This window comes from Rhodanobacter sp. Col0626 (assembly GCF_049994385.1).
GTDB lineage: Bacteria > Pseudomonadota > Gammaproteobacteria > Xanthomonadales > Rhodanobacteraceae > Rhodanobacter.
The window spans coordinates 1,253,735-1,266,656 of the sequence record NZ_CP188260.1 but is presented as its reverse complement, the minus strand read 5'-3'; the positions used below and the strand labels follow the sequence as shown (position 1 = coordinate 1,266,656).

Sequence of the window (12,922 nt, the reverse complement as noted above, 5' to 3'; positions counted from 1 at the left end):
CGGGCTCCGCTGTGTACTTTCCAGCGGGGCTTTTTCATGACACGCATACTCACGACGAAACCCGGACACTGCGGGAGCAAACACATGAACAATCGCCACGAAACCATGCCTCGCCGTCGATCCGATGTGCGCAGGAGCCGGTGATGGGCCATCGTCGCGTCAACTCGACCCTCCTGTCGATCCTTGCGCTGGGCATGGCTTTGGCCGCGCCGGCGCACTCCACACCGGCCCGTGATGCCCACACCGCGACGGCCCCCTCGGGCGTGTGGTACGAGATCTTCGTGCGTAGCTGGTACGACACCAACGGCGACGGCATCGGCGACCTCAACGGCGTCACCGCAAAACTCGACTACCTCAAATCGCTCGGCGTCAGCGGCATCTGGCTGATGCCGATCAATCCCTCGCCCAGCTATCACGGCTACGACGTCACCGACTATGACGGCATCAATCCGCAGTACGGCACGATGGAGGATTTTCGACACCTGCTGGATGAAGCACACAAGCGCCGGATCAAGGTCATCATCGACCTGGTGATCAACCACACCAGCGACAAGCACCCGTGGTTCCGCGCCGCCGAGCATCCCAACGACCCGCATCACGACTGGTACAGCTGGGCGCAACCGGATACCAACCTCACGGCCACCAGCGCCACCGGCACGCCGGCCTGGCACGCCACGTCCACGGGCAAGCGCTACCTCGGCATATTCGCCGGCGCCATGCCGGACCTCAACTACGACACGCCGGCCGTGCGCAGTGCGATGGTCAGGCTCGGCCAGTTCTGGCTGAGGCAGGGCGTCGATGGCTTTCGCCTCGATGCCGCACAACACGTGTATCTCGACTTTAAGTCGCAGGACGGTGACGCAACCGTGCTGAAGAAGAATCTCGCCTGGTGGTCGGAATTCCGCCGCGGCCTCGATGTGGTCAAACCCGGTGCCTATGTCGTCGGTGAAGTCACCCAGGACAGCGCGGAAAAACTCGCGCCATGGTTCCGGCCGTTGAGCGCGGCGTTCGACTTTCCGTTGGCGACGCGGCTGATCGACAGTGCGAAAAACGAACGCGCCGGCGATCTCGATTCGGTGCTCGTGCGTACCGACGCCGACTATCGCAAAGTCACTGGCAAGTCCGGCGTGGATGCACCGTTCCTGTCAAACCACGACCAGGAGCGCGTGATGAGCCAGCTCGACGGCCATCCGCAGCACATGCGCATGGCCGCCGCGATGCTGCTCACCCTGCCCGGCCAACCATTCGTCTACTACGGCGAGGAGCTCGGCATGCGCGGCAGGAAGCCCGATCCGAACCTGCGCGAGCCGATGCGCTGGCATCGCGACCCGCAGGGCGACGGCGAGACGCGCTGGAAAACCTTCAGCGCCGGCGACGGGCCGGATATTTCGGTGGATGCCGAGCAGCACACCGACGACTCGCTGCTGCATTACTACACGATGCTGATCGGCTGGCGTCGCGACGTCCGCGCCCTGCGCGACGGCGCCATCAGCGCCTATCCGTCGACCAATTCACACATAGCCGCGTGGCGACTCGACGATGCCGACAGCCACGTGCTGGTATTGCACAACCTGTCCGGTCAGCCACAGCAGGTGCCATTGAACGGCACCCATTTTCGCAACATCCGGTTGCACAGCCGGCCCGGCACCACGCTGAAGCATGGGCGAGTGTCGTTGCCGCCTTATGCCACCGCGATTCTGGATTGAAGCCATGACACCCGTGAGGAAACCCATGACGACCCCACCCATTCGCGAAGTGAAGTCCAGCCTGTCCCTGGCCGCATGGCTGTGTCTCGGTCTCGCACTCGCCCCGGGCGCCAGCCTTGCCGCACCGATGCAGACAGCCCAGGCCTCCCGCATGACTCATCTCGCCGACCACGTCATCACGGCCGGGCTCGGCACCGATGCAATGGATGTGCAGTTCGTCGCGCCCGGCATCGTGCATGTGCACTTCAAGCAGGATGGCGCCCCTGCGCTGGTGCTCGACCCTGCGCGCAAGCCGACCACATTCACCCAGGTGCGCGACGAACAGCTGGCGGATGGCGCCAGCCTTACCACCGCGGCCGGCTCGGTTCGCTGGGACCCCCAGCACCAGCAGCTGCAAATTACCGATGCGCGAAACCACCCGCTGCTGCGCATCGACGCCGACGCCCTGCGCCAGGGCAAGCTGCACGTACAGCACGCCGCGGACGACGCGCTGTACGGTATCGGCGGCTACAACGCCACCGAAGATGCTGCCGCGGGCATGTTGCGAACAGGCAAACAGGTTGTCGACGCCGGCGAGCAGGGTCACGCCGGCGCGCCATTCGTGTGGAGTACCGCCGGCTATGGCGTGCTGCTCGCCAGCGACGGCGCCACCTTCGCGCTGCAGCCCGCCACGATCACCGCCAGCAGTCCGCGCAACGATACGGACGTCTATATCCTGCTCGGCACGCCAGCGCAGATCTTCGACTCCCTGAGCCAGCTCAGCGGCAGTTCGCCGCTGTTCCCGAAGTGGGCCATGGGCTTCACCAACAGCCAGTGGGGCATCGACGAAAAGGAGCTGCTGCAGATCGTCGATACCTATCGCGCCAAACACATTCCGATCGACAACTTCACCATCGACTTCGACTGGAAGGCCTGGGGCGAGGACAACTACGGCGAGTTCCGCTGGAACCCGGCCAAATTTCCCGATGGTCCCGGCGGTGCGTTGAAGAAACAGATGGCCGCCCGCGGAATCACCCTGACCGGCATCATGAAACCGCGCATCCACGTCGATACGGTGGAGGGACGCTATGCCACCGCGCATGATTTCTGGGTGCCGGGCGAGAAAGTCAGCGACGATTATTTTTCGCACAAGCCGGTGAAGAACATCGACTTCGACCTGCCCGCCGCGCGCAGCTGGTTCGGCAACCTGGCGATCAAGTACGGCTACGACCAGGGCATCGCGGGCTGGTGGAACGACGAGGCGGACACCACCGGCAGCGATACCGAGTTCATGAACATGCAGCGCGCGCTGTACGACAGCCAGCGCGCCGTTTCGAACCAGCGCGTGTGGTCGATCAACCGCAACTTCTGGCTCGGATCACAGCGCTACGCCTACGGCCTATGGTCCGGTGACATTGCCACCGGCTTCGCCAGCATGGCCAGCCAGCGCGCACGCATGCTCAGTGCGATCAACGTGGGTGCGATGCAGTGGGGCATGGACGGTGGCGGCTTCAACCACGGCGCGCCGATACCGGAAAACTACGCGCGCTGGATCCAGTTCGGTGCCTTCACGCCGATCTTCCGCGTGCACGGCGACTTCGGCCAGAAACGCCAGCCGTGGGTCTACGGCCCCACCGCCGAGAAGGCGGCCACCGATGCGATCCGCCTGCGTTACACACTGATCCCGTACATCTACGCCTACGCCCACCGCCTGCATGTCGGCGGTGTCGGGCTGGTACGCCCGCTGCTGTTCGACTGGCCGCACGACACGAATGTGCGCAACGATGTCGACAGCTGGTTGTTCGGCGACTGGCTGTTGGTGTCGCCGGTGGTCGCGCAGGGACAGACCGCGAAGGATGTCTATCTTCCCACCGGCCGCTGGACCGACTGGTTCAGCGGCAAGGCGTATGACGGCGGCCAGACCGTCCACCTCGCCATCGACAGCAAGCACTGGAGCGACATCCCGCTATTCATCCGCGACGGCGCGATCATCCCGACCCAACCGGTCGAAGACTACGTCGGCCAGCACCCGCTCACCCAGCTCGATGTCGAGATGTTCCCTGCCGCACAACGCAGCAGGTTCGATTACTACGACGACGACGGCACCACCTACGACTACGAACACGGCCAGGATTATCGTCAGACCCTGGCGATGCAGCGCAGCGGCAGCACGGTGCAACTGGACATCGGCGAGGCGGCCGGCCGCTTCAAACCGGCACTGCGCTTCTACCTGTTGAAGATCCACGGCGGCGCGGCGGTACGCGTCAGCGGCAAGCTGAAAGCCTTTGCCAGCCTGGACGCGCTGAAGCAAGCCGATGGCGAAGGCTGGGCGAGTGGGCACGACCGCTACGGCGACGTCACCTGGGTACGCGTCGCCGCCTCGCGCGCCGCGGCACTCACGCTCGACATGAAATCCTGACCCCCTGTGTTGTAGGAGCGGCTTCAGCCGCGATGCTGTTGGAACGTAACCATGGAGCATCGCGGCTGAAGCCGCTCCTACAAGGGCGAGATATTCGTTCATTCGAAGTTTCACAAGCGCACGAACCCGGCAGCACGCCGGATCCACCCACCTGCGGAGGGATGTTCGATGGGCAATCAAGGCAACGCGACACACGGCTCGAAAGCCACCCTGGCTTGTGCACTCGCCGCTGCACTGGCGCTTTACGCACTCCCGGCCATCCATGACCCGGCGCGAGCGGCGAGCAACGACAACAACGTGGAATGGAACGGCCTGTTCCACGATCAGGGTCCGCTGTTCGACAACCACGTGGAGCCCAGCGCCAGCCAGGCGGTCACGCTGACACTGCGCACGTTCAAGGGCGACATCAGCAGCGCCAACATCAAGTACTACGACAATGCGGACGGCGCCTTCCACTGGGTCGCGATGAGCTGGTCGGCGAACGATCCCACCGGCGTCTACGACTACTGGAAGGGCACCGTGCCGGCCAGCGCCTCGGCGAAGTACTACCGCTTCCAGGTCAACGACGGCAGCGCAGTCGCATGGCTCAACGCCGCCGGCACCACCGCCGCCGAGCCGTCAAGCGGCGACTTCTTCATCGTGCCCGGTTTCACCACGCCAGCGTGGATGAAGAACGGCGTGATGTACCAGGTCTTCCCCGACCGCTTCTACAACGGCGACAGCAGCAACGACGTGGCCAACGGCCAGTACACCTATGCCGGCTGCGCCACCGAGAAACACGCCTGGGGCGGCAGCGTCGTATCGAATGTCGGCGGCTGCAACAGCGCGGTGTTCTTCGGTGGCGACCTGGCCGGCGTCGACCAGAAGCTTGGCTACATCAAGCAGACGCTGGGCGCGGACATCATCTATCTCAACCCGATCTTCCACTCGCCAACCAACCACAAGTACGACACCGAAGATTACGCCACGGTCGATCCGGCGTTCGGCAGCAACACCACGTTGCAGACGCTGATCGGCGACATCCACAGCAGCAGCAACGGCCCGAAGGGTTACCTGGTCCTCGATGGCGTGTTCAACCACACCGGCGACACCAGCCCGTGGTTCGACTGTTACAACGACTGGTCGACCAGCGGCGCCTACGAGTCGCCATCCAGCACGTGGTACCACTGGTACACGTTCCAGTCGTGGCCGAACACCTACTCGGGCTTCTTCGGCATCGCCAGCATGCCCAAGCTCGACTACGCTGCCAGCGGTTCGGCCGTGCGCAACGCGATCTACGGCTCCGCCACCTCGGTGGTGAAGACCTACCTGAAATCGCCCTATGCGATCGACGGCTGGCGCCTGGATGCGGCGCAGTACCTCGATGCCGGTGGCAACGATGGCAGCGACGCCACCAACCACCAGATCATGGCCGAACTGCGCAGCGCGGTGAAATCGGTCAATGCCAATGCCGATATCCTCGGCGAGTTCTGGGGCAATGCCGGCCCGTGGACCGACGGTGGCGACCAGTGGGACGGCGCCATGAACTACGACGGCTTCACCCAGCCGGTGTCGGAGTGGATCACCGGCGAGGATTACGGCGGCGGCACGGCGAGCATCCCGGTCTCGCAGTTCGACAGCTGGCTGCGCGGCACGCGTGCGAACTACCCGACCAACGTGCAGCAGGCGATGAGCAATTTCCTCAGCAGCCACGACATCACCCGCTTCGGCAACCGCGCCGGCGGCGACATCTGGAAAACCTACCTGGCGCTGCTCTTCCAGATGACCTACGTCGGCACGCCGACGATCTACTACGGCGACGAATACGGCATGCAGGGCGGCGCCGACCCGGACAACCGCCGCACCTTCGACTGGAGCACCGGCAGCATCACCAACAGCGCGGTGGCACTGACCCAGAAGCTGGTCGCGATCCGCAACGCTTATCCGGCCTTGCGCACCGGCTCGTTCATGACCTTGCTGACCGACGACACCAACAAGCTGTATGCCTACGGCCGCTTCGACGCCAGCAACCGCATCGCGGTGGCGCTCAACAACGACACGGTCGCCCATACCGTGACCGTACCGGTGGGACAGCTGAGCGTGACCAACGGCAGTCATCTCACCGAGCTGATCTCGGGCACGCAGTACACCGTGCAGAATGGCCAGGTCAGCGTGACCGTGAATGGCCATTACGGTGCGATCCTGGCGCAATGACGAAAACAGAGGTGGAACCGATGATCCAACGCACATCATGGAAGCATGCCGTCCCAGGACGGGCATTCGCTCGCGCACGCCGGTCCGCCCTCCGGGAGCGGCTGCCATGCTGATGACCGCCTTCCTTGCCATGGCGCTGTCTGGTTCCGCCGGCTCGCCCGCGGAGCACGCACAGACCAGCCTCGACTGGCAGGGTCGCAGCGCGACGATGACCACCGCCGGTGATGGCAGTTACGTGCTGCACGCACCAAACGGCGACCGGCGCATCCCCGTACAGGCACTTGCCACGCACACCGCCAGCCCGTTGTTCGACGGCCTGTTCGCGATGGCGCAGGACGACCTGCACGAGGACTCGGTGACCGCGATCCGCGACGATGCGTTCGATCATGGCAAGTCGATGCCGTGCATCTGTTTCGAAACCGGCGAAAAATGGCACTACGTGTGGACGCGCGATCTTTCCTACTCGGTGGATCTCGGCCTGTGGCGGCTGGATCCGGCGCGGGCGAAGGCATCGTTGCTGTTCAAGCTGTCCGGCGTGCGCGAGGCCTCGGCGCCGCGCGGGCTCTATCCGATGCAAGACACCGGCTCCGGTGGCAGCTGGCCGATCAGCACCGATCGCATCGTCTGGTTTCTCGCCGCGCGTCATCTGCTGAGCGACAAGACTTTCGCCGACCAGGTCTATCGCGCGCTGGCCGATACGCTGACGCAGGACCGCCTCTATACATTCGATACCGGCCTGGGCCTGTATCGCGGCGAGACGTCATTTCTCGACTGGCGCCAGCAGACCTACCCGCAGTGGACCACGAACAATGTCGTCTACATCGGCCAATCGTTCGCGCTGTCCACCAACGTGCTCCACTACGAGGCCTTGCGGTTGGCCGTCCGGATGGCCGAAACGCGGAATGATCCCGCCGCCACTGACTACCGTGCACGCGCCGACGCGCTGAAGGTCGCGATCAACGCGCACTTCTGGCGCGCCGACCGCGGCATGTACATGAGCTACATCGGCGGCGATGGCATGCCAATCGAAGCCTACGACCTGCTCGGCCTGTCGTTGACGATCAGCAGTGGCGTCGCCGATGCAGACCGCGCACGCCAGGCGCTGGCGAACTACCCGGCCGATGCCGCCGGCAGCCCGGTGATCTGGCCGCAGCGCGCCGACCAGCCGATCTACCACAACCGCGCGATCTGGCCGTTCGTCAGCGCCTATGCGTTGCGCGCCGCACGCGTCACCAATGATCCGACGCGCATTGCGCATGAGCTGCGCTCGCTGATGCGCGGTGCCGCGCTGAACGGCTCGAACATGGAGAACCTCGAGCTGGTCACGCAGCGCGCGCACGTCGACGACGGCAAGTTGAGCGGGCCGGTGATCGACTCGCCACGCCAGTTGTGGTCGGTGGCGGGCTATCTGGACATGGTCAGCGAAGGCGTGTTCGGCCTGACGGACAACAACCGAATCGAACCCAAGCTGCCCGCATCGCTGGTGCCGATGCTGTTCGGAAACAACGACCGCATCAGCCTGCAGTTGCGCGGACGACACATCACGCTGCAACGTCCCGCCACGCTCGATGGCAATCTGCTGGTGGCAGACCGCACGGAAACCCATGGCGATGACACGCTGGTCACGCTGAAGGCGGAGCAGGTGTCGGTCACGCCGTTGCGGTTGACCGCAACCAACTACGCGCCACCCACACCAGCCGCGCCGGAGGTGACGCGCGACGGCAAGCACTGGAACGTCCGCAGCAAGGAGGGGCGCGTGCTCTACCTCAATGGCCGCTTACTGGGTCGATTCGACGGCGAACGATTGGTCGACGCACAAGCCGCCACGCAATGTTTCAGCGTCACCGTACACAACAACGGCATCGAATCGCTGCCCAGTCCAGCCGTATGCGTGGGCGACAGTGATGCCATCCGGGGCGCCTGGCCGCGCATTTGGGAGGCACCTCGCGGCGGTCGCTTCCAGGTAGCGCTGAACTACACCAACGATCACGGCACGATCGAAACCGGCGTGACCGCCGCAGTCAAGATGTTGCAGGTCAACTGCGCCGGCAGCGCGCCACAGTCAGTGCCGCTGGTGATGCCGCACAGCGTGGCCAGGCAGGTCTCCACCACCGCCAGCTTCGCCGCCCGGGCTGGTGCGCGTTGCCGCTTCACGCTCGGCGACGGTTTCAACATGAGCTACCTGGATCACTTCGCGCACTACAGTGGCCGCGGCGGCAGCGAGGGCCCGTTGAACAGCGCTGATATAGATGAGCTGTTGATCGCGCCGCTGGGCAACGCGGCCACCGCCCCATGACGGCTTGATTCCGCCTGCATCCAGACGCCGTCGTGCGATTCACCCGCCGACGGCAACGGCCAGTGCGGCATCACGTTCGCGGTGCTGCTCATGTTCGCGGCACAGCTGCTCGACCAGCGCACGATGATCCGGCAGGTCGGCGAGCGCACGGTCGGCCACCTGCCGGATCATCGCGAATTCGCGGCGCGCCGCGTCCATGTGCGGGTAGGCGCTGCGCATGGGTTCGAGGTCGGTGTGGAACTCCATGCCGTACAGCACGTATTGCCAACTGGCCGTCATGAACATTTCCAGGTCGGCGATGAAATCCAGTCGATGCGGCGGGCGATGGCGCCACAGCGCCAGCCGATCCTGCAGCGTCGCCGGGATGCTGGCCGGATCCGCGTTATCGATCCAGAACGCCGAGTCGCGACGCTGCGACAGGCAGTAATGCATCTTGATGAAATCGATGATGCGGTCGTAGCGCGCCACCATCATCTCGTTGAACCGGCGTGCGGTGCGCTCCATGTCGCCGACATCGCCCGGCAGCAGGTGGGTGAGCATGTAGGCGGCCAGTTCGACCAGCGCGATGCCGGTGGATTCCAGCGGCTCCACGAAGCCGCCGGCCAGGCCAACCGCCACGCAGTTCTTGCGCCAGTGCTCCGGCCGGTAGCCGGTTTCGAACTTGATGTGCAGCGCCTCGAGTCCCTCGGCGGCGGGGCCGACATAGCGACGGACCAGCGCTTCGGCGCGTTCGGCATCGCTGTGCCGGGACGAATAGACGTGGCCGATGCCGCGCCGATGCCGCAACCCGATATCCCAGATCCAGCCCGCCTCCTGCGCGGTGGCGGTGGTGTACGGCGTGATCGGCGTGTCTGCGTTCGGATACGGCACCTGCAAGGCCACCGCACGATCGACGAACAGCACGTCGCGGCGACTGCGGAACGGCGACTGCATCGCGCCATCGATCAGGCTGGCGCGCAAGCCGGTGCAATCCACATAGAGATCCGCCGACAACGCGCCAAGCTCGGCGGTGACGATGCGAGCGATCGCGCCCTGCTCGTCCAGTTCGGTGCGCTCGACCGTCGCCAGGTGCCGCTTGATGCCGAGGCTCTGGCCGTGCTCGGCCAGCACCCTGGCGAAGCAGGCGGCGTCGAAGTGATAGGCGTGGTTCAACGGCCCCTGGTAATCGGGATCGCCGGCACGTTTCGGTGCGCGCCCGTGATCGACCACATGCGTCTGCATGGTCACCGCTTCGGCAAACGCCACCCCTTCCGGCGCACCACCCAACAGCCAGTAAGGCAGCAATTCCAGACTGCCGTCACGCTGGCTGGGCAGGCTGAAGGGGTGGAAGAAGTGATCGGGCCCCGAGGTACCGGGCGGGCGCACCCAGTTGACGTAGCGGATGCCCTGCTTGAAGGTCGCCGTGGCGCCGGCAAGGAAGCGGCGTTCGTCCAGGCCGATCGCGGCGAGCGTGCTGCGGATCGACGGAAACGTCGCCTCGCCCACACCGAGCAGGCCGATGTTGGGCGACTCGACCAGTTCCACCTGGATACCCTCCGGCGAGGCGGCATTCAGCGCTTTCGCCAGATAACACGCGGTCAGCCAGCCGGCCGTGCCGCCACCCACCACCAGGATCTTGTGCAGATGTGCCATATCCCCTCCCGTTGCGGCTTGCTGCTGCGCAACAAGCATATTGATGATTTTGTGGTTAGGATCGCCCTCGATGACAGCGCTGTCATAACTTGAATTGACAGCGCTGTCATGAAGGCTACCGCATGTCCACGACGATTTGGGGAGAGGGTGAGATGAAATTACGCTACTCGGCACTGTACGTTGCCATGACTGCCATATTCGCTTCCGGCGCCGTGTTCGCTGCGGGCCAGGACGCCACGCCGCAGAACCCGGCCGCGGCAAAGAACGTCAAGGATCTGGATGCCGTCCAGGTCAGCGCGACCAAACGCGAAACACCGCTGCAAAAGACCCCGGTCGCGATCAGCGCGATCGGCGCCGACACGCTCGACAAGGAGCGGGTGATGACGGTGCAGGACATCACCAAGCTGGTGCCGGGTTTCGAGGCCACCTCGCAGGGTGACCATGGCGTGGTCACCCTGACCATGCGCGGCATCGGCAACGACAGCGCCAAGACCGAATACGCCGATCCGGAAGTGGCGATGTTCATCGACGGCGTGTACTCGCCACGCCCGGAAGCGGCCGCCGGCTTGTTGCTCGACATCGAAAAAGTCGAGGTGTTGCGCGGCCCGCAGGGCACGCTGTGGGGCCGCAACTCTACCGCCGGCGTGGTCAATTTCCAGACCGCCAAGCCCGACCTCAGCGGCTTCTACGGCAACGCCCAGATCGAGGCCGGCAACTACAGCCACACCGGTGTCCGCGCCACGGTGAACCTGCCGCTCAGCAGCACCTTCGCGATGCGCGTGGCGATCGCGCAAGAGCAGCACGACGGCTACGTGGACTACCAGAACCCGTCGAGGCAGTTGCCTTCGGTCGCCCAGCAACAGACCGCCTACCTGGCCAGTGGCGGCACGTTGGCCACGTTCCAGCCGATCAATGCCAGCGACTATGTGACCGGCGGCGACAAGTACAACGCGCAGGACCAGAGCGCCGCCCGGGTCAGCGCACTGTGGCAACCCAGCGATGCGTTCACCTGGAACCTGTCGTACGAGTATTTCCGCGATCGCGGCACGCCCGGCATGAGCCTGATGCAGCAGCCACGCGCAGGACAGGATTTCTGGTCGGCGCTGATCGACACGGCGCCATACCTGAAGCGCGATTCCAATACGGTGCGCAGCCGCATGGACTTCAAGCTCGGCGACTCGATGGAACTGAGCTACATCGCCGGCTTCAACCGCTTCTCCGGCAAGAGCAACTTCGACCAGGACAACGGTGCACAGGTGCCGACCAGCTTCAACACCGGTGCCGTCTACCAGGCCGATCGCACCAACTTCTCCAACTACAAGAGCAGCAGCCACGAACTGGACCTGAAGTCGGTCGGCGACAACGCGGTGGACTGGATTCTCGGCGCCTACTACGCCGCCGAAGACAACAACATCCGCTTCGACATCCCGATTCTCAACGGCACCTCGCAGGGCACGGTCAACTGGCAGGGTGCGTTCGTGCAGCCGAAGGAGACGGTCGATTCCACCGCCGTGTTCGGCCAGGCGACCTGGCATATCACCGACAGCCTGCGCCTCACCGGCGGCGCGCGCTGGTCGCACGACAAGAAGGAAAACCGCGGCGGCATCGGCTGGGGCTGGGCCTATGACCCGACCCTGTCGCAAGCGCCAGTCTCGCCCGACGTGGAGCCCGGCCCGTCAACCAACTTTGCGGTGTCCACGCTCAACGACGCCAAATACAGCAAGAGCAAGATGACCTGGCTGGCGCGCCTGGATACCGATGTCGGCGAGCACGGCCTGCTCTACGCCAGCGTCTCCACCGGCTACAAGGCCGGTGGTACGCAGGATGCCGGCACGCTGTACCAACCGGAGACGCTGACCAACTACGAAGTCGGCTCGAAGTTCAGCTTCCTCGACGGCCACCTGACCTGGAACAGCGCGATCTACTACGAGCAGTTCAAGAACTTCCAGCTGTCGGCTCCGATCACTTATCCCAATGGCAATCGCGGCCTCGGCTTCTCGAACGTGGGCGGCACCACCAAGGTGATGGGCATCGAATCGGAACTTGCGCTGCAAAGCCAGAACGATCGCCTCAACCTGGTGTTCTCGGCCATCCCCAAGAAGGAACTGGGCACCCTGCAGTACGCCGGCAGCAATGACTACCAGGGCCTGCCTGCGTGCGCACCTTCATCGGGCATCGCCAACTGCGTCGACATCTCCGGCAACGACCTGCCGCATGCACCGACAACGTCGCTGACCGCGATCTACGAGCACGACTTTCATCTCGCCAACGGTGGCCGCCTGACGCCGCGCGTGAGTGCGCAATACCAGAGCTCGCAGTGGCTGAGCACGTTCAACCTCGGTGACGGCGACAAGCAGAAGGCCTACGCACGTGGCGACCTGTCACTGCGCTACACCGAGCCACAAGATCGCTGGTGGGTGTCGGGCTACGTGCAGAACGTGACCGACGGCAAGGTCCGCACCAGCGCCGACCGCTTCGCGTTGCCGGACGGCGGCTTCGTCTACACCTCGCAATACCTGCCGCCACGCACCTACGGCGTCAATCTCGGCATCTGGTTCTAGAGCACCACGTTCCCCTCGGCGACGGCGAACCTCCCCTCTCGTCGCCACTGGATGCCCCGGCAACGGGGCATCCTTTTTTTATGTCTCGTCGTTGCGGCAGCACAGCCGCAAGGTAGGAGGGATGACTTCAGCGACC

The 12,922-nt window shown here is 64.6% G+C and carries 6 protein-coding genes; 5 read left to right on the top strand and 1 reads right to left on the bottom strand.

Annotated elements, in window-relative coordinates; all coding sequences use genetic code 11:
• Window positions 1-143 precede the first annotated feature (143 nt).
• From ACPPVV_RS05095 to ACPPVV_RS05080, 4 genes are all read left to right on the top strand, one after another.
• Window positions 144-1,706 carry an alpha-amylase family glycosyl hydrolase gene (locus ACPPVV_RS05095; RefSeq protein WP_426702392.1) on the top strand — a complete coding sequence of 521 codons (1,563 nt, stop codon included), beginning with the start codon at window positions 144-146 and terminating at the stop codon, window positions 1,704-1,706.
• A gap of 25 nt (window positions 1,707-1,731) precedes the next feature.
• Entirely contained in the window at window positions 1,732-4,104 is a 2,373-nt protein-coding gene (locus tag ACPPVV_RS05090; RefSeq protein ID WP_426702391.1) for a TIM-barrel domain-containing protein, read from the top strand.
• Window positions 4,105-4,272: 168 nt separating this feature from the next.
• A complete protein-coding gene (locus tag ACPPVV_RS05085) occupies window positions 4,273-6,297 on the top strand; it encodes a glycoside hydrolase family 13 protein (RefSeq protein ID WP_426702390.1) in 2,025 nt (674 codons plus the stop codon).
• A gap of 106 nt (window positions 6,298-6,403) precedes the next feature.
• Entirely contained in the window at window positions 6,404-8,593 is a 2,190-nt protein-coding gene (locus ACPPVV_RS05080) for a Six-hairpin glycosidase-like protein (protein ID WP_426702389.1), read from the top strand.
• A gap of 39 nt (window positions 8,594-8,632) precedes the next feature.
• Here the strand turns inward: ACPPVV_RS05080 and ACPPVV_RS05075 are convergent, their stop codons facing one another.
• A complete protein-coding gene (locus ACPPVV_RS05075) occupies window positions 8,633-10,225 on the bottom strand; it encodes a tryptophan halogenase family protein (protein ID WP_426702388.1) in 1,593 nt (530 codons plus the stop codon).
• 152 nt (window positions 10,226-10,377) lie between these two features.
• On the opposite strand from ACPPVV_RS05075, the gene ACPPVV_RS05070 reads away from it, so the two are divergent.
• The gene (locus ACPPVV_RS05070; RefSeq protein ID WP_426702387.1) at window positions 10,378-12,786 is read left to right on the top strand and encodes a TonB-dependent receptor; all 2,409 of its coding nucleotides are present in this window, start codon (window positions 10,378-10,380) and stop codon (window positions 12,784-12,786) included.
• The last annotated feature ends 136 nt before the right edge of the window (window positions 12,787-12,922 follow it).

Coding starts and splice junctions, on each gene's coding strand:
- ACPPVV_RS05080 (WP_426702389.1), top strand. CDS start 6,404: ATGCTGATGACCGCCTTCCTTGCCATGGCGCTGTCTGGTTCCGCCGGC.
- ACPPVV_RS05085 (WP_426702390.1), top strand. CDS start 4,273: ATGGGCAATCAAGGCAACGCGACACACGGCTCGAAAGCCACCCTGGCT.
- ACPPVV_RS05070 (WP_426702387.1), top strand. CDS start 10,378: ATGAAATTACGCTACTCGGCACTGTACGTTGCCATGACTGCCATATTC.
- ACPPVV_RS05075 (WP_426702388.1), bottom strand. CDS start 10,225: ATGGCACATCTGCACAAGATCCTGGTGGTGGGTGGCGGCACGGCCGGC.
- ACPPVV_RS05095 (WP_426702392.1), top strand. CDS start 144: ATGGGCCATCGTCGCGTCAACTCGACCCTCCTGTCGATCCTTGCGCTG.
- ACPPVV_RS05090 (WP_426702391.1), top strand. CDS start 1,732: ATGACGACCCCACCCATTCGCGAAGTGAAGTCCAGCCTGTCCCTGGCC.